23 protein-coding genes and 1 pseudogene are annotated in these 24,765 nt (G+C 65.5%); 13 read left to right on the forward strand and 11 right to left on the reverse strand.

Annotated elements, in window-relative coordinates:
* Positions 1–4 precede the first annotated feature (4 nt).
* Positions 5–2,758 carry a type I DNA topoisomerase gene (gene topA / locus XH85_RS21075; protein ID WP_128933309.1) on the reverse strand — a complete coding sequence of 918 codons (2,754 nt, stop codon included), beginning with the start codon at positions 2,756–2,758 and terminating at the stop codon, positions 5–7.
* A gap of 322 nt (positions 2,759–3,080) precedes the next feature.
* Between topA and XH85_RS46765 the strand changes: the two genes are divergently transcribed.
* Positions 3,081–3,224 carry a hypothetical protein gene (locus XH85_RS46765; RefSeq protein WP_245474189.1) on the forward strand — a complete coding sequence of 48 codons (144 nt, stop codon included), beginning with the start codon at positions 3,081–3,083 and terminating at the stop codon, positions 3,222–3,224.
* Between the two features lie 280 nt (positions 3,225–3,504).
* Here the strand turns inward: XH85_RS46765 and XH85_RS21085 are convergent, their stop codons facing one another.
* Positions 3,505–3,975, reverse strand: coding sequence for a winged helix-turn-helix transcriptional regulator (locus XH85_RS21085; RefSeq protein ID WP_128933311.1), 471 nt, complete (start codon positions 3,973–3,975; stop codon positions 3,505–3,507).
* 123 nt (positions 3,976–4,098) lie between these two features.
* Between XH85_RS21085 and XH85_RS21090 the strand changes: the two genes are divergently transcribed.
* Positions 4,099–4,872, forward strand: coding sequence for an SDR family oxidoreductase (locus XH85_RS21090; RefSeq protein WP_164940802.1), 774 nt, complete (start codon positions 4,099–4,101; stop codon positions 4,870–4,872).
* A gap of 166 nt (positions 4,873–5,038) precedes the next feature.
* On the forward strand, positions 5,039–5,209 hold the full coding sequence (locus XH85_RS21095) for a hypothetical protein (protein ID WP_128933313.1): 171 nt from the start codon (positions 5,039–5,041) through the stop codon (positions 5,207–5,209).
* Positions 5,210–5,275: 66 nt separating this feature from the next.
* On the opposite strand, the gene XH85_RS21100 is transcribed toward XH85_RS21095, so the two are convergent.
* Positions 5,276–5,884, reverse strand: a complete 609-nt coding sequence (locus tag XH85_RS21100; RefSeq protein WP_128933314.1) for an FMN-dependent NADH-azoreductase — start codon at positions 5,882–5,884, stop codon at positions 5,276–5,278.
* An 83-nt stretch (positions 5,885–5,967) separates the two neighbouring features.
* Between XH85_RS21100 and XH85_RS21105 the strand changes: the two genes are divergently transcribed.
* Positions 5,968–6,414 (forward strand): winged helix-turn-helix transcriptional regulator, encoded by a 447-nt coding sequence (locus tag XH85_RS21105; RefSeq protein ID WP_128933315.1) that lies wholly within the window; start codon positions 5,968–5,970, stop codon positions 6,412–6,414.
* 167 nt (positions 6,415–6,581) lie between these two features.
* Here the strand turns inward: XH85_RS21105 and dprA are convergent, their stop codons facing one another.
* Entirely contained in the window at positions 6,582–7,724 is a 1,143-nt protein-coding gene (gene dprA / locus XH85_RS21110) for a DNA-processing protein DprA (RefSeq protein WP_128933316.1), read from the reverse strand.
* 91 nt (positions 7,725–7,815) lie between these two features.
* On the opposite strand from dprA, the gene XH85_RS21115 reads away from it, so the two are divergent.
* A complete protein-coding gene (locus tag XH85_RS21115; protein WP_128933317.1) occupies positions 7,816–9,060 on the forward strand; it encodes an amidase in 1,245 nt (414 codons plus the stop codon).
* On the opposite strand, the gene XH85_RS21120 is transcribed toward XH85_RS21115, so the two are convergent.
* The 4 genes from XH85_RS21120 to XH85_RS21135 all read right to left on the reverse strand — a co-directional run bounded on the left by XH85_RS21120 (position 9,052) and on the right by XH85_RS21135 (position 13,353).
* Positions 9,052–10,257, reverse strand: a complete 1,206-nt coding sequence (locus XH85_RS21120) for a patatin-like phospholipase family protein (protein WP_128933318.1) — start codon at positions 10,255–10,257, stop codon at positions 9,052–9,054. The genes XH85_RS21115 and XH85_RS21120 overlap by 9 nt on opposite strands.
* A 212-nt stretch (positions 10,258–10,469) precedes the next feature.
* Positions 10,470–11,066, reverse strand: a complete 597-nt coding sequence (gene plsY, locus XH85_RS21125; protein ID WP_128933319.1) for a glycerol-3-phosphate 1-O-acyltransferase PlsY — start codon at positions 11,064–11,066, stop codon at positions 10,470–10,472.
* Positions 11,067–11,098: 32 nt separating this feature from the next.
* Positions 11,099–12,400, reverse strand: a complete 1,302-nt coding sequence (locus XH85_RS21130; protein ID WP_164940927.1) for a dihydroorotase — start codon at positions 12,398–12,400, stop codon at positions 11,099–11,101.
* A 5-nt stretch (positions 12,401–12,405) separates the two neighbouring features.
* The gene (locus XH85_RS21135) at positions 12,406–13,353 is read right to left on the reverse strand and encodes an aspartate carbamoyltransferase catalytic subunit (protein ID WP_128933321.1); all 948 of its coding nucleotides are present in this window, start codon (positions 13,351–13,353) and stop codon (positions 12,406–12,408) included.
* Between the two features lie 250 nt (positions 13,354–13,603).
* Here XH85_RS21135 and XH85_RS21140 point away from each other — a divergent pair, with 250 nt between their 5' ends.
* From XH85_RS21140 to XH85_RS21150, 3 genes are read left to right on the forward strand one after another with little or no spacing between them, the layout of a single operon-like run.
* Positions 13,604–14,323, forward strand: coding sequence for a M15 family metallopeptidase (locus XH85_RS21140; protein WP_128937368.1), 720 nt, complete (start codon positions 13,604–13,606; stop codon positions 14,321–14,323).
* Between the two features lie 22 nt (positions 14,324–14,345).
* A complete protein-coding gene (locus XH85_RS21145; RefSeq protein WP_128933322.1) occupies positions 14,346–15,989 on the forward strand; it encodes an acyl-CoA dehydrogenase family protein in 1,644 nt (547 codons plus the stop codon).
* 22 nt (positions 15,990–16,011) lie between these two features.
* On the forward strand, positions 16,012–16,776 hold the full coding sequence (locus XH85_RS21150) for a CPBP family intramembrane glutamic endopeptidase (RefSeq protein ID WP_128933323.1): 765 nt from the start codon (positions 16,012–16,014) through the stop codon (positions 16,774–16,776).
* A 133-nt stretch (positions 16,777–16,909) separates the two neighbouring features.
* Here the strand turns inward: XH85_RS21150 and XH85_RS21155 are convergent, their stop codons facing one another.
* Entirely contained in the window at positions 16,910–17,833 is a 924-nt protein-coding gene (locus XH85_RS21155) for an AEC family transporter (RefSeq protein WP_128933324.1), read from the reverse strand.
* A 3-nt stretch (positions 17,834–17,836) separates the two neighbouring features.
* Positions 17,837–18,328, reverse strand: coding sequence for a Holliday junction resolvase RuvX (gene ruvX, locus XH85_RS21160; protein ID WP_164934948.1), 492 nt, complete (start codon positions 18,326–18,328; stop codon positions 17,837–17,839).
* A gap of 46 nt (positions 18,329–18,374) precedes the next feature.
* On the opposite strand from ruvX, the pseudogene XH85_RS21165 reads away from it, so the two are divergent.
* Together XH85_RS21165 and XH85_RS21170 are read left to right on the forward strand one after the other, a co-directional pair.
* Positions 18,375–18,600: pseudogene (locus XH85_RS21165) on the forward strand (hypothetical protein).
* Between the two features lie 309 nt (positions 18,601–18,909).
* Entirely contained in the window at positions 18,910–21,117 is a 2,208-nt protein-coding gene (locus tag XH85_RS21170) for a DNA/RNA non-specific endonuclease (protein WP_128933325.1), read from the forward strand.
* Between the two features lie 42 nt (positions 21,118–21,159).
* Here XH85_RS21170 and XH85_RS21175 read toward each other — a convergent pair whose 3' ends face one another.
* Entirely contained in the window at positions 21,160–22,050 is an 891-nt protein-coding gene (locus tag XH85_RS21175) for a LysR family transcriptional regulator (RefSeq protein WP_128933326.1), read from the reverse strand.
* Between the two features lie 96 nt (positions 22,051–22,146).
* Between XH85_RS21175 and XH85_RS21180 the strand changes: the two genes are divergently transcribed.
* The 3 genes from XH85_RS21180 (at position 22,147) to gatC (ending at position 24,755) form a co-directional block, all read left to right on the forward strand.
* Positions 22,147–23,166 (forward strand): NAD(P)H-dependent flavin oxidoreductase, encoded by a 1,020-nt coding sequence (locus tag XH85_RS21180; RefSeq protein WP_128933327.1) that lies wholly within the window; start codon positions 22,147–22,149, stop codon positions 23,164–23,166.
* Positions 23,167–23,313: 147 nt separating this feature from the next.
* The gene (locus tag XH85_RS21185; protein ID WP_128933328.1) at positions 23,314–24,390 is read left to right on the forward strand and encodes an NAD(P)H-dependent flavin oxidoreductase; all 1,077 of its coding nucleotides are present in this window, start codon (positions 23,314–23,316) and stop codon (positions 24,388–24,390) included.
* Positions 24,391–24,467: 77 nt separating this feature from the next.
* Positions 24,468–24,755 carry an Asp-tRNA(Asn)/Glu-tRNA(Gln) amidotransferase subunit GatC gene (gatC, locus tag XH85_RS21190; protein ID WP_007611211.1) on the forward strand — a complete coding sequence of 96 codons (288 nt, stop codon included), beginning with the start codon at positions 24,468–24,470 and terminating at the stop codon, positions 24,753–24,755.
* Positions 24,756–24,765 lie beyond the last annotated feature (10 nt).

Below are 24,765 nucleotides of genomic sequence, written 5' to 3' on the forward strand. Positions count from 1 at the left end.
ACCTCTAATTCTTGCCGGCACTCTTCTTGGCCGGAGCCTTGGTGGCGGCTGCCTTGGTCGGCGACGGCTTTGTGGCAGAAGTCTTGGCCGTCGACGGCACGGCGGCGCGCGCCTTGCTGGTGGATTCGGTTTTCGATTTGGCCGCGGCTTTCTTCGCGGCCGGTTTCTTCGGCTTTGGCGCGGCGTCCTCGCCGTCCGTAGCCTTCTTGGCCTTGGCGGGCTTGGCCGCCTTCTTCGCCTTGGTCTTGCCGCCGCCCTTGGCCGCGCGTTCGTCGATCAGCGCGATCGCCTGCGGCAGCGTGATGGCGTCCTTTTCGAACTCGGCCGGGATCGTGGCGTTGACGCCGCCTGCGGTGACGTAGGGGCCATAGCGGCCGCTCTTCACGGTGACGGTGCCGAGCGTCGGATGATCGCCGATTGCCTTGCCGGGATCGGCGCCGAAGCGGCGGCTCGGGCCCTTCGCGACCTTTTCCGCGATCAGCGTCACCGCGCGGTTGAGGCCGATGTCGAACACCTCGTCGCCGGCCTCGAGGCTGGCGTAAGTCTTCTCGTGCTTCACGAACGGCCCGAAGCGGCCGAGGCCGGCGGTGATCGGCTGACCGGTTTCCGGGTGCTTGCCGATCTCGCGCGGCAGCGACAGCAGTTTCAGCGCAAGCTCGAGGTCGACATCGCTGGGCGAGGTGCCCTTCGGAATGCCGGCGCGCTTCGGCTTCTCGCCTTCCGCATAATCATTCTGCTCGCCGAGCTGGATGTAGGGGCCGAAGCGGCCGGCCTTGATCCAGACATCGAAGCCGGTGTCGGGATCCTGGCCGAGCGAGCGGTCGGCGTTGGCTTCACCATCGGCGGCGAGCTGGCGAGTGTAGCGGCACTCCGGATAGTTCGAGCAGCCGACGAAGGCGCCGAACTTGCCGGCCTTGAGGTTCAACCGGCCGGTGCCGCAATTCGGGCACTGCCTGACGTCGCCGCCATCGGCGCGAGGCGGATAGATGTGCGGGCCCAGCATCTCGTCGAGCACGTCCAGGACCTGCGCGACGCGCAGATCCTTGATGTCGTCGACGGCCCCGATGAAGTCGCGCCAGAAGTCCTTCAGCACCTCCTGCCAGGAGATCTCGTTGTTGGAGATGCGGTCGAGCTGCTCTTCGAGGCCAGCGGTGAAATCATATTCGACGTAGCGGCTGAAGAAGCTCTCGAGGAACGCGATCACGACGCGGCCCTTGTCCTCGCCATGCAGGCGCTTCTTCTCCAGCTTGACGTAGCCGCGGTCCTTCAGGACCTGGAGGATCGAGGCATAGGTCGAGGGCCGGCCGATGCCGAGCTCTTCCATGCGCTTGACGAGGGATGCCTCAGAGAAGCGCGGCGGCGGCTCGGTGAAATGCTGGGTGACGGCGAGCGACTGCCGCTTCAGGGCTTCGCCGGCGCTCATGCTGGGCAGGCGGCGGGAATCCTCGTCCTCCTCGTCGTCGCGGCCTTCCTGGTAGAGCGCGAGGAAACCGTCGAACTTGATGACCTGGCCGGTGGCGCGCAGCTCCAGCGTCCGGCCGCCGGCTTTCGCGGTGATGTCGACCGTGGTGCGTTCCAGTTCGGCCGCCTCCATCTGGCTCGCGATGGTGCGCTTCCAGATCAGCTCATAGAGCCGGGCCTGATCGGCATCGAGCTTGCGGCTCATGCTGTCGGGGCGGCGCGAGAGATCGGTCGGACGGATCGCCTCGTGCGCTTCCTGGGCGTTCTTGGCCTTGGCCTGGTACTGGCGGGGAGCGTCCGGCACATAGGCGTTGCCGTAATCCTCGCCGATCACCTTGCGTGCCTGGGTGATCGCCTCGGGGGCGATCTGCACGCCGTCGGTACGCATATAAGTAATGAGTCCGGTGGTCTCGCCGCCGATGTCGATGCCTTCATAGAGGCGCTGGGCGATGCGCATCGTATGGGCCGGCGCGAAGCCGTATTTGCGGCTGGCTTCCTGTTGCAGCGTCGAGGTGGTGAAGGGCGCCTGCGGATTGCGTCGCGCAGGCTTGGCATCGACCGCGGTCACGGCATAGGCGGCCGCTTCCAGCGCCTTCTTGAAGTCTTCGGCCTCCGCGCCGGTGCCGATGTCGAGGCGCTGGATCTTCTTGCCGTCGGCGCCGACCAGGCGGGCCTCGAAGGCATCGCCGCGCGGGGTCAGCAGGGTCGCGACCAGCGACCAATATTCGCGCGGGACGAACTTCTCGATCTCGAGCTCGCGGTCGCAGACGAGGCGCAGTGCCACCGACTGCACGCGGCCGGCCGAGCGCGCGCCGGGCAGCTTGCGCCACAGCACGGGGGAGAGGGTGAAGCCGACCAGATAGTCGAGCGCGCGGCGCGCCATATAGGCATCGACCAGAGCGCCGTCGATCTGCCGCGGATGCTTCATGGCTTCCGAGATCGCCTGCTTGGTGATGGCGTTGAACACCACGCGCTCGATCTTCTGGTCCTTCAGCGCGCGCTTCTCTTTCAGCACCTCCAGCACGTGCCAGGAGATGGCCTCGCCCTCGCGATCAGGGTCGGTGGCGAGAATCAGGCGGTCAGCGCCCTTTAGCGACCTCGCGATATCGTTCAGCCGTCCGGCGGCCTTGGGGTCGACCTCCCAGATCATCTTGAAATTGGCGTCGGGATCGACGGAGCCATTCTTGGCGGGGAGGTCGCGGACATGGCCGAACGACGCCAGAACCTCGTAGGACGAGCCTAGATATTTGTTGATCGTCTTGGCTTTCGCCGGCGACTCCACAATGACGATATTCATGTAGTTCCAGTAACTTATGGGAAAATCTTGGGCCGAAAACGAAAGGACTCGGGTCGGCCGTTTCGACCCGAACATGGGTGGTGAGGCCGGTCCTGTCAAATCGGCGGGTGTTGAAAGCCGCCGCAATGGGAAAAGTTTCATATCGAGAAAGTTGCAAAATACCACCTTGGAGTTGCGGTCGATGTCGGCATAATGTTTCTCCGGGGCATGGATTCGGGGTGGGCTGGTGACTAGGCCAGGAAAGAAACGGGCGCGCGCTTCATCGGGCGCGCCGGGAGGCGCGCGCAACGAGGAACCGGGGGAAGGCGGGGCGGATGAGGCGGTGGCCTTCATTGCCGAGCAGACCGCCGCCCTGCGCAAGCTCGCCGAGCGCCACAAGCTGCACGTGTTACATTATCTCTTGGGCATGACACAGGTCGAGGCCGACGAGCATCTGAGGCTGCGGAGCAGGCGCAAGCTGTCGTAGCGGTGCGGCCAACATCAGATCCGTCATCCTGAGGCGCGAGTGGAGCGATGCCGAGCATCGCGTCGGGAGCCTCGAAGGATGAACGGCCGAGTTGCCAGCCGGGCCGTCGCCCTTCGAGGCTCGCCGAAGAGGCGAGCGCCTCAGGGTGACGGTGATAAAAATGAGTACGCTGCATCAACGTCGTCATTGCGAGCGTAGCGAAGCAATCCAGACTGCCGCCGCGGAAAGACTCTGGATTGCTTCGCTGCGCTCGCAATGACGGTGGGGCGGCAGCGCGTTGCTATCCCGCCGACCGCCGCCGTCGCGCCGGCCGCGGCTTCAGCGCGGTATCGGCGGGGCTGAGCAGGCGGCCGTCCTCGGCGCGCATTTCGAGCTTCTTCACCGGGCGGCCCTTCTCGCGATCGACCAGGATCGTCGCGATCCCCGCGGGGTGATCGTCGAACTCCTCGCTCCATTGCCGTAGGGCCACCAGGATCGGGAAGGTGCCGCGCCCCTTGGGCGTCAGCACGTATTCCTGGTAGGCGCTGCCGTCGGAGGCGGGGGCGGTTTCCAGAATGCCGTGATCGGCCAGCGCGCGCAGCCGCGCCGCCAAGATGTTCTTGGCCATGCCGAGCTTGCTCTGGAATTCGCCGAAACGGCGTAGGCCGAACAGCGCCTCGCGGATGATCAGCAGCGACCACCAGTCGCCGAGCGCCTCCAGCGATCGCGCGATCGGGCAGGCATCGCCCTCAAAGCTCGTTCGTTTCACCATGGTCTCGTCTCTATCGCTTCCGTCGGAGTGGGCGGGTCCGATCACGCGCTTGTGTGGTTGCATCATAAAACCATTTGCCCTAGATGGCAATGTAGTTTCATCATGCAACTACTGGAGGCGAGCGTGAGACTGAAGAACAAGACGGCCCTGATTACCGGCGGCAACAGCGGCATTGGCCTTGCGACCGCAAAGCTGTTCGTGGCCGAGGGCGCCAGGGTCGTGATCACCGGGCGCAACAAGGAGACGCTGGAGGCGGCTGCGAAGGAGCTCGGGCCGAATGCGCTGGCGCTCGCCGCCGACGCCACCGACATCGCCGCGACGGAAGCCGCGATCAAGAAAGGCACCGAGACGTTCGGCAAATTCGACATCGTCTTTGCCAATGCCGGTATCGCCGGCGGCACGCCGCTCGGCTCGGCGACGCTGGACGTCTTCGAGAAGGTCATCAGCACGAACCTCACTGGCGTGTTCTTCACCGTTCAGTCGGCGCTGCCCTATCTCAACGACAATGCCTCGATCATCCTCAACGGTTCGGTGATCTCCGTGCTCGGCATTCCCGGCTACTCCGCTTACGGCGCCGCGAAGGCCGGCGTGCGCGCGATGGCGCGGACCATGGCCTCGGAACTGTCGCCGCGCGGCATTCGCGTCAACGTGGTGGCGCCCGGTGCGATCCGCACGCCGATCTGGGGACCTGCGGTCGCGACGCCCGAGGCCGAGAAGGCGTTCGAGAAGCGGATCGCGCTATCGACGCCGCTCGGGCGGATCGGCGAAACGGATCATGTTGCGAAGACGGTGCTGTTCCTCGCCTCCGATGATTCCGCCCATGTGCAGGGCCAGGAGATTTTCGTCGACGGCGGCGCGGTGGCCTCGCCGAGCGGCGCGCCGATCTATCGCGGCTGATCAAATCAAGCGCAAATTGAATCGGCCGGCGCGGTGCACGCAGTTGCGCCAGCTGGTTCCTGTGCCTTGCGGGATGTTTCCAAAATCTTGCGTAAGGCGTTGAACCTTCGCGCATACCGCCAATACATTCTTACGGGGTCAGAAGACTCATCTGAGGGAGTCTGCGATGCCGAAAGCAGCCCGTATTTTTTCCGCGATTCCATCACCGCGAAGATCCGCCGTTCCGGTGAAGCGCTCCGGTACATCCGAACTCGTCGCGGTCGCATTATTTTCCGCAATTGGCCTGTTCGTCTCGCTCGTCGCCGTGATCCTGGGCATGCAGGGCGTCTGGATCTAGCTTCGCAGATCGTGCGACCGACGACCGGCCGCCGCAGACGATTTCGCGGCGACCGGTCACGTGATCTCAAGCGGCGCGCAGGCTGGTTGCGGCCTGGAGCGCGCCGGTGAGAGCCTTCTCGCGATGGTCCGGCCCGACCTGGATGCCGTCGGCAGGGATGAATTCGACGCTAGTGATACCCATGAAGCCGAACACCCAGCGCAGATAGGTTTCGAGATGCTCGCCGGCCGCGTATGGCGTCTCGGAGCCGTAATAGCCGCCGCGTGAGATCGCGACGATCACGCGCTTGCCGCCGGCGAGCCCCTCAGGTCCGGTCGCGCCGTATTTGAACGTCTTCCCCGCCACGAGAATGCGGTCGATCCAGGCCTTGAGCTGGCTTGGGATCGTGAAATTGTACATGGGCGCGCCGATGACGACGATGTCGGCGGCCAAGAACTCGTCCAGCGCGGCTGCGCTCGCGGCAAGATCGGTTGCGAGTTCCGCTGGCGCCGGCGCGCCTTGCGCGGCGGCCAGATGCGAGCCGGAGAGATGGGCGAGCGGGGTCTGGGTCAGGTCGCGATAGGTGATGTCGAGCCCGGGCGTCGCCTGGCGCAGCCGGTCGACGATGGCGGCGGAAACCTGCCGGCTGACGGAGTGGGGGCCGAGGACGCTGGAGTCGAGGTGGAGGAGTTTCATTTGGGGTCACCCTGGTATAAGATTGTAACCAGCGCTACATGAGTGACTATCGAAATCCTCGCAAGAACGCACTTTTTTGAGCCATGGGCACATTATTGAAACCTGAAAACACCGATTTGCCTGCTCCGCCGAGGCCAAATCCAAAACCAGATACGAGGCCCGGCCCAAGGCCGGATCCCAACCATGCGGATTGTCGTGGGGTCGCCTCCGTGCTGTCCCGTGTCGGCGACAAATGGAGCGTGTTCGTCATCATGATGCTCAGCGACGGGCCGAAGCGCTTCAATGAGCTGAAGCGCATGATCAACGGCATCTCGCAGCGGATGCTGACCTTGACGCTGCGCGGGCTGGAGCGCGACGGCCTCGTCACGCGCACGATCTTTCCGACCATCCCGCCGCGCGTGGACTATGAGCTGACCGATCTCGGCCACGGACTGTCGCAGCCTGTCGAGGCGCTCGGCAAATGGGCAAAGGACCATCTGGGCCAGATCGAGGCGGCACGGACGCAGTTCGATCAGCGCAACGACGGCTAGGGTTGCGACTCCGACGATCCATTCCGTCATTTCGGGGCCCGAGCGGAGCGAGGGAGCCCGGAATCCATCTAGCCGCAGAGTGCGTGGACGAATGGATTCCGGTCTCGCGACTTCGTCGCGCCCCGGAATGACGTCTCTCCAGTGAACAAGACGTCAGAGACCCAGCACTAGAGCAGCGACACCAGCCCGCCGCCGTGACGCTCCAGCTTGCCGGCGAGCTCGAGCTCCAGGAGCACGGTACGCACGATTGCGGGCGAGGCGCCGGACATCCGCACGAGATCGTCGATCGAGATTGGGGCGGGGCCGAGCAGGCCGGTGATCTGGTCGCGGTCGTGGCCTTGCGGATCGCTCTCGAACGGCTCGCTGTTTGGCTCGCTCGCCGGATGCATCAGCGGGCGCTCCATGATCGGCTGTACCGCATTGACGATATCGTCGGCCTCGGTGACGAGCGTTGCGCCCTGCTTGATCAGATCGTTGGTGCCGGCGGCGCGCGGATCGAGCGGCGAGCCGGGCACTGCGAACACCTCGCGGCCCTGTTCGGCCGCCATGCGCGCGGTGATCAGCGAGCCCGAGCGGTGCGCCGCTTCCACCACGACCACGCCGAGCGATGCACCGGAGATCAGGCGGTTGCGGCGGGGAAAATCGCGGGCACGCGGCTCATGGCCGAGCGGCATCTCGGAAATCGCGGCGCCCTCGTGATCGAGGATCGCGGCGAGCAGGTCGCCATGCTCGGGCGGATAGATGCAATCATGCCCGCCGGCGAGCACGGCGATCGTGCCGCCTTCGACGCTCGCGCGATGCGCGGCCTGGTCGACGCCGCGGGCGAGGCCGGAAATGATGACAAAACCGGCTTCGCCGAGCTCGCGCGCAAGCTGGCCGGCAAACTTCAAGCCGGCACCGGAGGCGTTGCGCGAGCCGACGATCGCGATCATCGGTCGCATCAAGGTTTTCGCGTCGCCGCGCACCGCGAGCAATGGCGGCGCATCGTCGAGCGTTGCGAGCCGCGCCGGATAGCCGTCTTCGCCGGGCGCGCGCCAGGCGATGCCGAACTTGCGGCTTGCGGCGAGCTCGGCCTTCGCTTCATCGGCGCTACAAATGCGCCCCGATCGCTGCGCACCGCCGCGGCGCGCCAGATCCGGCAGCCGCTCCAGCGCGGCGCGCGCGGTGCCGAAATGGTCGACCAGCGAACGGAAGGTGCGCGGCCCGACATTGTCGGAGCGGATCAGCCGCAGGTGGTCGATCCGCTCAGCCTCGGTCAGGTCCACGCTCGGATTGATGGCGTCCACGGCGTCTCCTTGTGAGTGCAGCATGGAACAACCTGAGGGCGTTGCGCAACAGTGACGTGCGCTTGCGCGGCTTCGCCCCAATGCTAAAAGCGATGCCAATAAGAAGGATTTTGCCATGATCTCACTCGCCGACCTCCAGCGCCGCATTGAAGCCGGCGAGTTGTCGCCCGATGCCGCGATAGCCCAATCGCATGCGGCGATCGAGGCCAAGGAGAAGGACGTCCGCGCCTTCGTCCGCCACGACAAGGCCGCGAAGGCGCAAGGCGCCGGTCCGCTGCGCGGCATCGCCGTCGGGATCAAGGACATCATCGACACCGCCAATATGCCGACCGAGATGGGCTCGGAGATCTATCGCGGCTGGCAGCCGCGCTCGGATGCGCCGGTCGTGATGATGCTGAAGCGGGCGGGCGCCACCATCATCGGTAAGACCACGACCACGGCGTTCGCCTCGCGCGATCCCACGCCGACGCGCAATCCGCACAACACGGGCCATTCGCCAGGCGGCTCGTCCTCCGGCTCCGCGGCAGCCGTCGGCGCCGGCATGATCCCGCTGGCGCTGGGCACCCAGACCGGCGGCTCGGTGATCCGCCCCGCCGCCTATTGCGGGACCGCCGCGATCAAGCCGTCGTTCCGCATGCTGCCGACGGTCGGCGTCAAATGCTATTCGTGGGCGCTCGACACGGTCGGCCTGTTCGGCGCGCGCGCGGAGGATCTCGCGCGCGGACTGCTGGCGATGACGGGGCGCAGCGAATTCTCCGGCATCGCCGCAGCGAAGTCGCCGCGGATCGGCGTCGTCAGGCAGGAGTTCGCCGGCGCTGTCGAGCCGGCGGCCGAAGAGGGACTGCAAGCCGCGATCAAGGCGGCGACGCGCGCCGGCGCCAGCGTGCAGACCATCGATCTGCCCGAAGCGGTGCAGGAGGCCTGGCACATCCATCCGATCGTCCAGGATTTCGAGGCGCATCGCGCGCTGGCCTGGGAGTTTTCCGAACGCCACGACGAGATCGCGCCGATGCTGCGCGCCAGTCTCGACGCGACGGCCGGCCTGACGCCGAAGGAATATGACGAGGCGCGGCGGATCAGCCGGCGCGGCCGCCGCGAGCTCGGCGAGCTGTTCGAGGGCGTCGACGTGCTCCTGACCTATTCCGCGCCGGGCACGGCGCCGGCCAAGGAGCTCGCGACCACGGGCGATCCCCGTTACAACAGGCTCTGGACGCTGATGGGCAATCCTTGCGTCAACGTACCGGTGCTGAAGGTCGGCGGCCTGCCGATCGGTGTGCAGGTGATCGCACGCTTCGGCAACGATCCGCTCGCACTCGCAGCGGCCTGGTTCCTGGAGGACGCGCTGGCGAAATCAGGCTAGTGCGGGTTCGTCGGCAACAATGCGCTGGCCGGATGCTGCCAGCGCGGCGCTGCTATCCGCACCTTGCTTCAGCCAGCGCTCCGCGGCCTCGCGGCCGCTGCGGTGCCGGAGGCGAATGAAGCCGCGGCCGAGATCGGTGGACGAGCGCTGCGCCAGCCCATCAACAAAGTCTTCTGCCGCGATCCTGGAGAGCCGCAGCGATGGCGCGGCATGAGCCTGCGCCCATTCGATCGCGGCGATCTCGGCGTTGAGCGCGGCGTTGGCCGCGATCTGGTCGAGCCGGCGGTCGATCGCGGCGAGCGTGATCGGCACGTAGCTGTCGCGCGCCGGCGTGACCTGGACCAGCAGGACATCGGACGTGGTCGTTTCCTGCGCCAGCCGCAGCAGCGGCGGGTTGCCGCCAAAGCCGCCGTCCCAATAGGCCTCGCCGTCGATCTCGACGGCGCAGTGGACGAGGGGCGGGCAGGTCGAGGCCAGCGCGACGTCGGCGGTGACAGCGTCATTGCGGAAGATCTGTTGCTGGCCGTCGTGGATCCGCGTCGCTGCGATCAAGAGCTTCGGACAGTTCGGATGGCGCAGGGCGGCGAAATCGATGTCGCGCGACAGCGCCTGCCGCAGCGGATCGAGATCGAACGGATCGAAGTGGCCGGAGCGCAGCGTCGGCCCGAACGCGACCGAGCTTCCCGCCGGCGAGAAGCCGCCGACCAGCATCAGCGCGCGGAACGAGGCTTCGTGCATCAGGCGGAGCCAGAACCGGTTCAGCCGTGACCGGGCGCCTTCGCGCCCGCCTTCGGCAAAGCCGGAGGCGAGCAGGAGTGCGTTGATGGCGCCGGCGCTGGCGCCACTGATGGTGTCGATCGCGATGGAGGGCTCTTCCAGCAGCCGCTCGAGCACGCCCCAAGTGAAGGCGGCGAAGGTGCCGCCGCCCTGAAGCGCCAGCGACAGTTTTCGCGGCGGCCATTGATCGGAATGCGTCCGCGCGGGCGCGACCGGTGCAGCCGGCTCGACTGTCGCAGGTGCTTGCACAACGAGATCAGGCTGCGGTGCTTGCGGTAAAGCGGGAGCAGGTTCTGGTGCGGGAGGCGGCGAGGCCGCATCGGACCAGATGTTGGTCATTGACAGCAGTCGGCTCGCTGCGGTGCCCGGAGCACCCTGCGAACCAACCCCGTCATGCGCGCCGACAATCTTCTCGCTCATTCTGAGCTACCGCGTAACGCTATCCACGCTGTCAGGATGACAGCCCCAGAACCCCGCTGGCCAATACAACAGTGATTCGGCCGCAAGTTGCGAACAGGATTTGGGATTTAATGTGGAAGGACCGCTTCGGTATCCGTAGACGCCCGGCTTTGGATTCTTGTTTTGATGCGTTGTCTTGACGCGAACCGGCATCCGCTTCGCTCGAAAACACTCTAGGCCTTCTCGCCGATCCGGCTTTCTTTGCCCGCTTGCAAGCGCTTGATGTTCTCGCGATGCGCGTAGAACAGCAACAGCGTCAGCACCGCTGTCAGAGCAGACAGTGCGAGGTGCCCGAACCACCACAGGAACATCGGCGTGATGAACGCCGCCACCAGCGCGGAGAGCGAGGAGTAGCGGGTGGTGAAGGCGGTCGCCAGCCAGAGCAGGCAGAACACGACGGCGCCAGGCCAGAACAGGCCGAGCAGGATGCCGATATAGACGGCCACGCCCTTGCCGCCTTTGAACTTGAGCCAGACCGGGAAGAGATGGCCGAGGAAAGCGCCGAGCCCGGCCACCATGGCGGCATTGGGGCCTGCAATGTAGCCGGCGATCACCACGGCCACAGTGCCCTTGAGCGCGTCGAACAGCAAGGTGCCCGCGGCAAGGCTCTTGCGTCCCGTGCGCAGCACATTGGTGGCGCCGATGCTGCCGGAGCCGATCGAGCGGATATCCTGCGTGCCCGCGAGCTTGGTGAGGATCAGCCCGAACGGAATCGAGCCGAGGAGGTAGCCGATGACGAAGGCCACCGGCAAAAATGCTTCAAGCCCCATGGCTGAATCTCCATGTCGAACGATCGCGCGCGTCAGACATGCTCGTACACCGTCCGTCCGCCGACAATGGTGCGCACCACGCGGCCTGTAAAGCGCGCCTCGTCGAACGGGGTGTTCTTGCAGGGTGATTTGAGGTCGGCGGGATCGACCACCCACGGCGTATCGGGGTCGATCACGATGACATCCGCCGGGCTGCCGGCGCGCAGGGTTCCGCCTTGTAGCCCGAGCAGCTCCGCCGGTCGGGTCGACATCGCGCGGATCAGCGTCTTCAGTTCCATCTCGCCATTGTGCACGAGGCGCAGGCCCGCGGGCAGCATGGTCTCGAGTCCGACGGCGCCGGGAGCGGCTTCCGCGAACGGCAGGCGCTTGACCTCGACGTCCTGCGGATTGTGGTCGGACATGATGACGTCGAGAAGGCCGGAGCCGAGCGCCGCCACCAGCGCGCGGCGGTCGTCCTCGGTGCGCAACGGAGGCGACAGCTTCAGGAACGAACGATAGGGCCCGATGTCGTTCTCGTTCAGCGCCAGATGATTGATCGAGACCGAGGCGCTGACGGTAAGCCCGGCGTCGCGGGCGCGCTCGAGGATCTCGAGGGAGTCGATGCAGGTCAGCGACGCCGCGTGGTAGCGGCCGCCGGTGAGCGCGACGAGCCGCAGATCGCGCTCCAGCATCACGGCTTCGGCGGCGTTCGGAATGCCCATCAGGCCGAGCCGGGTGGCGAACTCGCCCTCGTTCATCACGCCTTCGCCGACGAGGTTGGGATCCTCGGTGTGATGAACGATCAGCGCGTCGAAGTCGCGGGCGTAGGTCAGCGCGCGGCGCATCACCTGGGCGTTGGTCACGCTCCTGTCGCCGTCGCTGAAGGCGACCGCGCCGGCGGCTTTCAACAGGCCGAACTCGGTCATCTCCTCGCCGTGCATGCCCTTGGTGAGGGCCGCCATCGGCTGGATGTTGACGATCGCGGTGTCGCGCGCGCGCCGCATCACGAAGTCGACCGTCGCAGAATTGTCGATCACGGGCGAGGTGGCGGGCTGGCAGATGATGGTGGTGATGCCGCCGGTCGCGGCGGCCTGGCTCGCCGAGGCAAAGGTCTCGCGGTGGCTGAGGCCGGGCTCGCCGACGAAGGCGCGCATGTCGATCAGGCCCGGCGCCACGATCTTGCCGGTGCAATTGACGATGTCGGTGCCTTCGGGGACGCCGGCCGCACCAATGCCGCGACGAGTCTCGCGGATGGTGCCGTCGGCAATGAGGACGTCGGCGACACCATCGAAATCCCTGGAGGGATCGACGACGCGGGCGTTGGCGAGCAGGATGGGGCGGCGGTCGGTCAACATCGGCATCACGCGTTCGGCAGGTTGCGGGCGAGCGCTTCCAGCACGGCCATGCGCACGGCAACCCCCATCTCCACCTGTTCGCGGATCAGGGACTGGGCGCCATCGGCCACGATCGAGTCGATCTCCACGCCGCGGTTCATCGGGCCGGGATGCATCACGAGCGCGTCCGGCTTGGCGTAGGCGAGCTTCTTCTGGTCGAGCCCGAAATAATAGAAGTATTCGGATGACGAGGGCACGAAGGAGCCGTTCATGCGCTCGCGCTGCAGCCGCAGCATCATGACGATGTCGGCGCCTTCGAGGCCCTCGCGCATGTCGCGCGCGACCTCGACGCCCATCCGCTCGATGCCGGGCGGCAAGAGCGTGGAGGGGCCGACGACGCGGACGCGGGCGCCCATGGTGTTGAGCAGGATGATGTTGGAGCGGGCGACGCGCGAATGCAGCACGTCGCCGCAGATCGCGACCACGAGGCCCTCGATCCGACCCTTGTTGCGGCGGATGGTGAGCGCGTCGAGCAGGGCCTGCGTTGGGTGCTCATGCGCGCCGTCGCCGGCATTGATCACGGAACCGTCGACCTTGCGCGCCAGCAGTTCCACCGCACCGGAGGCGTGATGGCGCACCACCAGGATGTCAGGGTGCATCGCGTTCAGCGTCACCGCGGTGTCGATCAGGGTCTCGCCCTTGCGGATCGAGGACGAGGACACCGACATGTTCATGACGTCGGCACCCAGCCGCTTACCGGCGAGCTCGAACGAGGACTGGGTCCGGGTGGAGGCCTCGAAGAAGAGGTTCACCTGCGTCCGTCCCCGCAGGACGGTGCGCTTCTTGTCAACCTGGCGGTTAAGCTCGACATATTCTTCGGACAGGTCGAGGAGGCCGGTGATGTCGGCCGCGGAAAGGCCCTCGGTGCCCAGCAAATGCCGGTGGCCGAGGACGAAGGTCGATTTCGATGTCATTAAAAGCAGAGCTATAGGGGGGGACGGGGGGGGGAGCAAGGGGCAAAGACGGGGAAGTGAGTTATCCCCTGATCTGTCGGCGCGGGCGGCGCGACGTCATCCTCCCTGTCATGCCCGGGCTTGTCCTGGCTTGTGCCGGGCATCCACGTTCTTCTATCGCATTTGACGCAAAACAACGTGGTCGGGACAAGCCCGGGCATGACGGTCCGGAGGCCATAGCGTGAGATCACTTCTGATTGCGATTGTCGTGATGGCTATCGTTTCGCCTACCCACGCCCAATCGCTGCCCGGCGGTTTCGTGTACCTGCGCGACATCGATCCCAGCATCATCCAGGACATCCGCTACGCCACATCGAACAATTTCGTTGGCCGTCCGCTCGCCGGCTATGGCGCCGGCGAATGCGTGGTGAAGCGGGAGGTGGGGCTGCGGCTGAAGGCAGTTCAGGAGGAACTGGCGGCGCAAAATCTCTCGCTCAAGATGTTCGACTGCTACCGGCCGGCGCGGGCCTCGCTCGACATGGTGAAGTGGTCGCAGAACGGCCACGAGACGGCCGCCGAGCGGCGCTACAATCCCAAAATTCCCAAGACCGAGCTGTTCCGCCTCGGCTACATCGCGAGCCGTTCGCAGCATTCCACCGGGGCGGCACTCGATCTCACTCTGGTCGATCTGAAGGGCGACAATTCCGCCAAATATGATCCGTCAAGGATCTATGCCAATTGCACGGCACCGGCCGAGGCGCGGGCGCCGGAGGGCAGCGTCGACATGGGCACCGGCTATGACTGTACCGATGCGCTGGGCCATACTGCGGCACCATCGATCAACGCGGCCCAGCGCGCCTGGCGCAAGCGGTTGGTGGCTGCGATGGCCAGGCAAGGCTTTGTGAACTATTCGAAGGAGTGGTGGCATTTTTCCCTGCCGGGGGCGGGCGGGGCGGCCTATGATTTCCCGATCCAGCCGCGGCGGAACTAAGGCCCCGTTCGAGGAAGCGCAGATGACCCAGCCGAGCTTTGCGACCCACGAGGTCTTCAACCAGTCGCCGCCGTTCGAGAACGTCGACCTGTTCGCGGTGGATCGGCCGCTGGTCGAGGCAGTCAAGGCCAATGGCGGCGCGGCGGCGGAACGCGAGCTGTCGGAGTTCGGCAAGCACTGGGGTTCGGCCGCGATGGCTGATCGCGGGCGCGTCGCGAACGAGAACACGCCAAAACTGCGCACCTTCGATGCCAAGGGCAATCGTCGCGACCAGGTCGAGTTTCACCCCTCTTATCACGAGCTGATGGCGCACAGCGCGCATGCCGGCGTGCACAATTCGACGTGGACGGCGGACGGGAAGCCCGCGGGCGATGCCGCCGAGGTCATCCGCGCGGCAAAATTCTATATCGCCGCGCAAGTCGAGACTGGCCATCTCTGCCCGATCACCATGACGCGTGCCTCCGTGGCCGCGCTGGCGATGCAGCCGGATCTGCTCGCGCGCGTGATGCCGGTGCTGTCGACGAAAAGCTACGATCCCAGCTTCGCGCCGTGGTGGGAGAAGCGCGGCATGACGCTCGGCATGGGCATGACCGAGAAGCAGGGCGGCACCGACGTGCGCGCCAACATGACGCGCGCAGTGCGCGACGGCGATGCTTACCGAATCACCGGCCACAAATGGTTCATGTCGGCGCCGATGTGCGATGCGTTCCTGGTGCTGGCGCAAGCCGACACTGGGCTGACCTGCTTCTTCATGCCGCGCTTTGCGCCGGATGGCTCGGTGAATGCGATCCAATTCCAGCGGCTGAAGGACAAGCTCGGCAACCGCTCCAATGCCTCCTCCGAAGTCGAATTCGTCGGCGCCTATGCGCAAGCGGTCGGCGAGGAGGGCAAGGGCATCCGCACCATCATCCAGATGGTGCAGCTGACGCGGCAGGATTGCGCGATCGCCTCCGTCGGCCTGATGCGCTCGGGCCTCGCACATGCGCTGCATCACGCCCGTCACCGCAGCGTGTTCCAAAAGCATCTCGCAGACCAGCCCTTGATGCAGGCGGTGCTGTCGGACATGGCGCTGCATGTCGAGGCGAGCACAGCCCTGGTGATGAGGCTCTGCCGCGCCTTCGACCGCACGCCGCACGATGCGGCGGAGGCCGCGTACATGCGCCTGCTGACGCCGGCGATCAAATACTGGACCTGCAAGAGCGCGCCGCCGTTCCTCTACGAGGCGATGGAGTGCCTCGGCGGCAACGGCTATGTCGAGGACGGCATTTTGGCGCGTCACTATCGCGAATCTCCCGTCAACGCGATTTGGGAAGGCTCAGGCAACGTCATGTGCCTCGACGTGCTGCGCGCGCTCTCGCGCGAGCCGGAGGCGGCGATGGCGGTGCTGCAAGCGCTTGCCGCCGAGACGAAGGGGCTACCAGGGGCAGGAGATGCGGTGGCGTTCATCGGCAAGACCTTCCGCCGCGCCGACGGCGAACGGGTCGCGCGGCTTGCGGTCGAGAAGCTGGCGTTGCTCGCTGCGGCTGCGGCGCTGAACGGCGTGTCACCGCACGATGCCGAACTGTTCGCGAGCACGCGTCTCGCTGCCAATCACCCCAGCATGTACGGTGCCGTGGAGCTCGACAGCGCCGACGTGCGCGCGTTGCTGGAGCGCGCGCTGCCGTGAGTCTCCCAAAGAAAGCCTTTTGATGGACTCCGTTAATCCCGATCATCCGCCATTGAGGGTAACGCCTGCGACGCCGCACGTCTGGATGTTCTGGGGCACGGCGCTGTGGGGCCTCCTCATCTTCGTCGCGATGTTCGTCGGGCAGATCGGCGCGATCGTTCTGCTGGTGGCGGCGCGTGGTCTGCCGGTGGACCTCGCCTCGCTGCAACTCGTCGGCCGTGAGCCTCAGGCGCTGGCGCTGTCGGTCACCATGGGCCTGCCGGCGACGCTGGCCGCGGTCTGGCTTGCCATTCGTATCAAGCAGGCGTCCTTCGTCGATTACCTCGCGCTGCATTGGCCGGCCTGGAGGCAACTGCTGTTCGGCGCCGTGGGGCTCATCCTGCTGGTACTGGCCTGGGAGACGATGTCACGCGCGCTCGGGCGCGAGGCGACGCCGGGCTTCATGGCCGATCTGTTGAAATCGGGCCGCGACAAGGGCGCCGCAATGGTGCTGCTGTTCGCCTTCAGCGTCGCGGCGCCGATGTCGGAAGAAGTCCTGGCGCGGGGCTTCCTCTATCGCGGCTGGTCGGCAAGCTTCCTGCGGGTGCCTGGCGCGATCCTCCTGTCGTCGCTGGTGTGGACGGTCGTGCACCTGCAGTATGACATGTACTTCCTCGCCGAGGTCTTCACCATCGGATTGTGGTTCGGTTACATGCGCTATCGCGCCAATTCGCTCTGGCTCACGACCGTGCTGCATGCGCTCAACAATCTGACCGCAGTGGTGCTGACGATGTGGCTGGGTGTCTGACGGCAGTTGCCCCACGTTCCGTCATGCGAGCGCAAGCGAAGCAATCCAGAATCGTTCCGCGGAGGTATTCTGGATTGCTTGGTCGCAAGGGCTCCTCGCAATGACGAGGTGAGGGAGCTCGCAATGACGAGTCTTAGGCCGCCAGCGCGATCGCGACCGGCATCGTGATGGCCGCAAAAATCGTCTGCAGCGTGATGATCTGCGCCAGCAGCGGCGCATCGCCGCCCATCTGGCGGGCCAAGACATAGGCGCTGGGCGAGGTCGGCACCGCTGCGCAGATCGCCACGATCGCGAGGCTGTTTCCGGAAAGCCCGAACCAGGCACCGAGCACCAGCGCGAGCGCGGGCATCAGCGCGAGCTTGAAGACGACGCCGATCGCCGCTCCCATGCTCGGGCGCAAGAGGCCGTCGAGATGCAGGCCGGCGCCGGTGACGAGCAGGCCGATCGCGAGCGAGGAGCGGCTCAGCGCATCCGCCACTTCGTGCCAGAGCTTCGGCAGCGGCAGATGCGTCAGATTGACGGCAAGTCCGATCACGCAGCTCCAGATCAGGGGATTGCGGATCACCGTCATGACGATGGCGCGTGCGGACTGCTTTTCAGGCGCGGCGTAATGGGCGAGCACCACGACGCTGAGCACGTTGACCAGGGGAATGATCGCGACCATCGCCACGGAGGCGAGCGCCAGCCCGACGTCGCCGAACAGGTTGGCGGCGACCGACAGCCCGACGAAGGTCTGCCAGCGCGTTGCGCCCTGAAAGATCGAGGTGAAGGCGGGGCCGTCGATGCCGAGCCGCGACAAAGCGGGGCGCAACGCGAGGCACAGCAGCGACATCGCGAGCGCCGACAGCAGTAGCGCGCCGCCGACGCCGGCGACCGGCACCTTGGAGAGGTCGGCCTTCACCAGCGTCTGGATCAGCAGCATCGGAAACAGCACGAAATAGGTCAGCCGCTCCAGTCCGTGCCACTGCGTGTCGAGCCGCATCAGGCTGCGCTTCAGCACGACGCCGAGCACGATGAGGACGAAGACCGGCAGCAGCGCCGCGATGACGACGGCCATGGATCAGTCGATCCCCGGGCTAGCGCGAAGATTGGCGAGGCGGTCGAGCGCGCCCTGCAGGATGAAGATCGCGGCATGCTCGTCGATCACCTCGGCGCGCTTGGCGCGGCTGACATCCATGCCGATCAGCTCGCGCTCGACCGCAGCGGTCGAGAGCCGCTCGTCCCAGAGGCCGATGGGGAGCGCGGTCAGGCCGGCGAGATTGCGGGCGAAGGCGCGCGTCGACTGCGCGCGCGGGCCCTCGCTGCCGTCCATGTTGATGGGCAGGCCCAGCACGAAACCGGTCGCCTTGCGCTCGGCCGCGATTGCGAGCAGTCGGGCGGCATCCTGCTTGAATGCCTTGCGTTGGATCGTCTCGACGCCGGTCGCTAGCCGCCGGTCGGGATCGGACACGGCAACGCCGATGGTCTTGGTACCGAGGTCGAGCCCGATCAGCGCGCCGCGTGCGGGCCAGTGGGTTGCAGCATCGACGAGTGGCAGGATAAGAGCCGGCATGGCCTTAGCGCATATCACGCGTCGCGCTGCGGAGTGAACCCTGGACATGGATGCACTGACACTATTCGGCCTGTTTGCCGTGACGGCGATGCTGGTCTGCTATGCACTGGAAGACCGCAGCCATTGGTTCGTGCTGCTGTTTGCGGTGTCCTGCGCACTCGGCTCGGCCTACGGCTTCCTGCAGGGCGCCTGGCCGTTCGGCCTGGCCGTTCGGCCTGGTCGAGGCGATCTGGGCTCTGGTGGCGCTGCGGCGGTGGCACCGGAAGGGCTAGCGACGGAAGCTCGTCTTTGGACCCGTCTGAGCCTTTCGAAACCGTGACGCACACATGCGCGAAGATCGATCATTTGTTGCGTAGTTCACACAAGCAAAGCACTCCCCATGACATGATGCCGCGCGCGCAGCCGGCATCAATTGACGCGTTGGTTGTGGCGCGATAGGATTATGAGGCTAAAGTAGTAGGGGGGCCAACCCCGATTTGAACAATCATTGGCAGTGAACGGCAGATCAGGCCGCATTGCAGCCTTGGCGCAATTTTCAGCGTCCGCACGTCGATATTCATCCGAATTTTCGAGAGGTCATCATGTTCATCAAGCCAAGCCTGATCGCGGGCTCAGAAAGGCGATTCAAGCAAGCCGAGTTTTCACCGGAAGCCTTGAACCGGAAATTGGGCGACGGCCCGATCGAGATGACGGTCGAGAAGAAACGCCTGCGCCAGCGCCAGCTTTTCGCCGAGACACGGGACGTGCAGGCGGCCGAGATCGGCCTCGAGCGGATCATCCAGGGCAACGATCTCGACAGCATCAACTACCTCGCCAAGGGTACGGCGGCCTCGCGCCCGGTCTGTCGCATCCAGCTCAGGGATATGAGGTCAAATCTGCTCGGCTATGGCTCGGGCTTTCTGATCGGGCCGGGCCTGCTGCTCACGAACCATCATGTCTTCGGCAAGCCGTCCGACGCAGCCAATTCGATCGCCGATTTCAACTACGAACTGGACATTTCGGGACAAGAGCGCGTGCCGGTCAGATTCGGATTCGAGCCGGGCAAATTCTTCTACACCAACGACAGGCTTGATTTCTCGCTCGTCGCGGTGGCGCCGACCTCGCTGTCAGGCGATGAACACCTCGAGGATTGGGGATGGCTGCCGCTCAGTGGCGCGCCCGGCAAGGCTGACCCTGGCGAGTACCTCACCATCGTCCAGCATCCCAGCGGGCAGATGAAGCAGGTCTGCGTCCGCGAGAACAAGCTGCTCAAATATGTCGGTGACTTCCTCTGGTACAACACCGATACCACGGCCGGCTCGTCGGGCTCGCCGGCGTTTAACCGCTTCTGGCAGGTGGTCGCGCTGCACCACAGCGGCGTCCCGAGGAAGGACGCGCGAGGCCGCACGCTGACCAAGGATGGCAGAGTGTGGGATGCCTCGATGGACGAAACCTCGATCGACTGGATCGCCAACGAGGGCATCCGGATCAGCGCGATCGTCGCCGATCTCAAGGTTTCCGTGGGCTCACACCCTCTGATCAAGCCGGTGCTCGACGAGGAGGAGCCGCCGATCCGGCAGGAGGTCGCGAAAGTCCCGCGTCCGGCCGCCGCAGCTCCCTTCGGAGCGAGTGTCTGGGTCGAGCAGTCTGTCGACGGAAGCTCGCTGGTGGTCCCGATCCGCGTGCCATTGCCAATGTTCAGGAAGGACATTGCTCCGCTGGCGCCCGTTTCGAACCTTGGGGGCAATGGCGGAGCGCCGAACGGCGGCATGCAGAACGGCGGCAAGCCCTTGATCGTCCCGCCGGTCGGCCTGTTGCCTCACATCAGCGCGAAGAACGGCCTGCCCATGGAGGCGGTGCATATCGATCAAAGCACGCTGAAATCGCGGCCCGGCTACAAGGCGAATTTTCTCGGCAGCGGCAAATTTTCCGTCCCCTTGCCGAAGATACCCGCCGCCCTCAAATCCCGGGTTGCGATGTTGAAGGGTAGCTCCAAGCAGTCCGAGCTGAAATATTTCAACTATAGCGTCGTCATGAACAAGGCGCGCAGGCTCGCCTTCTTCAGCTGCGTCAATATCGACGGCGGCGAGCAGCAGGACGTCGGCAAGCGCGAAGGCGATTCCTGGCTGCGCGATCCACGCATCGACGATGAGGCCCAGATCGGCGACGAGTTCTACCGCAAGCAGGCCACGTTCGAGGCCGACCGCAGCAAGAATCCGTTCGATCGCGGTCATCTCGTGCGCCGTCTCGATGCGACCTGGGGCGACACCGTCGCCGCCGCCAAGCAGCATGGCGACGATTCTTTCCATTTCACCAATTGCTCGCCGCAATTCTTCTCGTTCAACCAGGGCAAGCAACTCTGGGCCGGACTGGAGGATTATACGCGCGATGTCCTGCTCGAAGGCGAGGAGAAGGGCATCGTGATGAACGGTCCGGTCTTCGACGGACCGGATGCCGACGGATCGGATTTGCCCAATCCGGCCGGCAAGTCGCACAAGGATCCGAGCTTCGGTGGCGTTCAAATTCCGAAATACTTCTGGAAAATCCTGATCCGACGCGACGACGACGGTCTCAAGGCGGCGGCATTCCTGATGAGCCAGCGAAAGCAGGTCATGGAGATCGACCGGATCCAGGAGGCGGATCTGCTCGAGCGGTTGTCCGAAGAGGATGTCAGCGTCTTCCAGGTCTCGATCGCAGACCTGACGAAATTGACCAAGCTCGACTTCGGCAATCTTGTCGACGCGGATTCGCACGAGGCGACCTCGGTCGGCCCGCGCCGGATCGAGTCGTATGAGGATATTCGAATATAGGACTTCTATTCCCGAGCATCGGATTGCCACGACGTCATCGCGTCAGGCCGCGATGACGTCTTCATCCTTCTTCAGGCACGCGGCAAAGCCACTGAGCGCGCTGGTTTGATGGCCGGCGCAGCGCTGGATGAAGAGGGTCTCGACGCGCGCGTGCGAGGCGCTCAACGTGTGGATCGACACGTTGCCGTTCATCGCGCTGCATTCGACCACCGCGCGCGGCAGCAGCGTCACGCCCATGTCGGCGGCGACGCAGCCGATCATGCCGTCGAGCGTGCCGAGCTCGAAGCGCGCGGCCGACGGCCAGCCGAATTCGACGAACACTTGCTCGAGCCGCTGACGGTAGGTGCAGCCGGTGCGGAACACCAGCGCGGTCGGGCCGGATTCCGGTGTGCCGGCGCGCAGCTCGGCCAGCGAAGCCCAGCGCCGCGCGCTGACCAGCACCAGCTCCTCCCGGAAGGCGCTCGTCGCGATGAGGTCGGCATGCGCGATCGGGCCCGCGACGAAGGCGCCGTCCAGCGTGCCGTCAAGCACGGCGGCGACGAGGTCGGCGGTCGGCGCGGTGCGCAAGGAAAGTCGCACGGCGGGGAAACGGCGATGGAAGTCCGCCAGCAGCGGTGGCAGCCGCACGGCCGCCGTCGTCTCCATCGATCCGATCGCGAGCGGTCCCTTCGGCTCGCCATCGTCACGCGCGGCGAGCAAGGCTTCGCGCGACAGCGCCGCCATTTTTTGCGCGTAGGGCAGGAGGCGCTTGCCGGCGCCGGTCAGCGTCATGCCGCGGCTGTGACGTTCGAAAAGCGGCGTCCCGATCTCCGCCTCCAGCGCCTTCACGCGCTGGGTGACGTTGGACTGCACCGTGTTGAGCTCTTCGGCCGCGCGGGTGATGCCGCCGGTGTGGGCGACGGCGGCAAAGGTCTGGAGATCGCTGAGTTCCATGGCGTCGTTCCGTTTTTGAGATGGTAGCGTTCTCTAGAATTCAATTTTAGAGAATGCTATTCGCGCCTAATCTTCCTGTCCAGAGTGGGAGGACGCATGCCGATCGCGACGTCGCTGACGAACCTTCTTGGGATCAAGCATCCGATCCTGTCGGCGCCGATGGACACCATCGCCGGCAGCCGGCTGACCCGCGCTGTCAGTGGGGCTGGCGGATTCGGCATCCTGGGTGGTGGCTACGGCGACCGTGCCCGGCTTCAGACAGAGGCCGCAGAGCTGAAGGGCTTTGCGCCGTTCGGTATCGGCTTGATCACCTGGAGTCTGGCAAAACAGCCCGAATTGCTCGACATCGCACTCGACGCTCGCCCGCAGGCCATCATGCTGTCATTCGGTGATCCCGCGCCGTTCGCGCCGCGCATCAAGGCGGGCGGCGCGCGATTGATCTGCCAGGTGCAGAGCGAGGACATGGCGAAGCAGGGGCTCGATTCCGGGGCGGACATCCTGATTGCACAAGGTACCGAGGCCGGCGGCCATGGCGCATCACGCACCACGATCGACATCGTGCCTGCGATCGTCGATCTCGCGGCAGGGCGCGTGCCGGTCGTCGCGGCCGGCGGTATCGCCGATGGCCGAGGCCTCGCCGCAATGATGATGCTCGGCGCATCTGGCGTGCTGATCGGCACGCGCTTTTATGCGAGCCTGGAGGCCAATGGCGCGGAGGAAGCGAAGCGACGCATTCGTGAAGCCGATAGCAATGACACCGTGCGCGGCGTCGTGTTCGATTGGTCGCGAAATCTGTTCTGGCCGGCGCCATTTACCGCGCGCTCGCTGGTCAATGATCACATCAAGCGCTGGACCGGTCGTGAGATCGAGTTGATGCAGCGCGCAAGCGAGGTCGCCGTGGAGTATGCTGCGGCGAAGGCCGCAGGCAATTTCGAGATTGCTGCGGTTTTTGCCGGCGAGGCGGTCGGCCTGATCCATGACATTCCGTCTGCCGCGGAGATCGTCGAACGCATTGCGGCTGAAGCCGAGCAGCTGCTTGCCGGACGGCGCAACTCGGTGAGAGGTACGCACGCTCTTCCACCCTCCCCTGGAGGGGGAGGGTCGCTTCGCATGTAGCGAAGCGAAATGCGTGGCGGGGTGGGGTGATCTCTCCAGGTGGGCAGTGCCTCCGAGGAGAGACTGTCACCCCACCCCGCTCGCGCTACGCGCGATCGACCCTCCCCCCCCAGGGGAGGGTAAGGAAAATAAGTAGTGAGAGAACCCATGTGGCCTGACCGTCGACTGATCGATCTCTTCAAGACCGAATTCCCGATCGTGCTGGCGCCGATGGCGGGCGTGATGGATGCGGAGCTGGTGATTGCGGCCGCGCAGGGCGGGGCGCTGGGGTCGCTGCCTTGCGCGATGATCTCGGCGGAGAAGGCACGCGAGCAGGTTGGCCTCATCCGCCAGCGCGTGAAGGCGCCGGTCAACATGAACTTCTTCTGCCACACGCCGGTCGAGCTCACGGCCGAGGCGGAGGCGCGCTGGAAGCAGCGGCTGGCGGGCTATTACACCGAGCATGGCCTCGATCCCGCCGCGCCGATCGCTGCGGCGAACCGTGCGCCGTTCGATGCTGCCTTCTGCGAGGTCGTCGAGGAGCTGAAGCCGGAAGTCGTCAGCTTTCACTTCGGCTTGCCGGAGCAAACTCTGCTCAAGCGCGTCAAGGCAGCCGGCTGCCTCGTGATCTCGTCCGCCACTACGGTGAAGGAAGCGGTCTGGCTCGAGCAGCGCGGCGTCGATGCCATCATCGCGCAGGGCGCGGAGGCGGGCGGTCATCGCGGCATGTTCCTGACCGACAAGATCGCCGAGCAGCCCGGCACGTTCGCGCTGGTGCCGCAGGTCGTCGACGCCGTGAAGGTGCCTGTCATCGCATGCGGCGGCATCGCGGACGGGCGCGGCATTGCCGCGGCCTTTGCGCTCGGTGCATCCGGTGTGCAGATCGGCAGTGCCTATCTGCGCTGTCCGGAATCCAAGGTCACGGCCGGAGGCCGCAAGGCGCTCGCCGAGGCGGGCGACGAGTCGACCGTCATCACCAATGTCATGACCGGCCGTCCGGCGCGCGGTGTCCAGAACCGCCTGATGCGCGAGGCGGGCCCGGTGTCGCCGGACGCGCCGCCCTTTCCCCATGCCGCGACCGCGCTGGGGCCGCTCAAGGCGGCTGCCGAAAAGCAGGGCAGGGTGGACTTCACCAATCTCTGGGCCGGCCAGGCCGTAGCCCTCGGCCGCGAGGTCCCGGCGGCCGAATTGACCCGGGATCTCGCCAAATCGGCGCTGGCCTGCATGAAAGCGCTTGCTGGCTAGGCGGGAAGCGCCGGTTGCGGCGCAAAAGCGGCCTCTGCTATACGGCGGTTAGGTTTTGCCGTGAGAGGCCTTATATAATGTCCGTCGACGCCGCTACCGTCCGCCGCATCGCGCATCTGGCGCGCATTGCGGTTTCCGAGGGCGAGGTTCCGCATCTGCAGGGCGAGCTCAACGCCATGCTCGCCTTTGTCGAGCAGCTCTCGGAGGTCAATGTCGAGGGCGTGGAGCCGATGACCTCGGTCACCCCGATGCAGATGAAGAAGCGGCAAGACGTGGTCAATGACGGCGAGATCGCCGACGATATCGTTGCGAACGCGCCTGCGACCGAAGGACACTTCTTCCTGGTGCCCAAGGTCGTCGAGTAATTTAATTCAG

The sequence above is a fragment of the Bradyrhizobium zhanjiangense genome, assembly GCF_004114935.1.
Classification (GTDB): Bacteria; Pseudomonadota; Alphaproteobacteria; order Rhizobiales; family Xanthobacteraceae; genus Bradyrhizobium; species Bradyrhizobium zhanjiangense.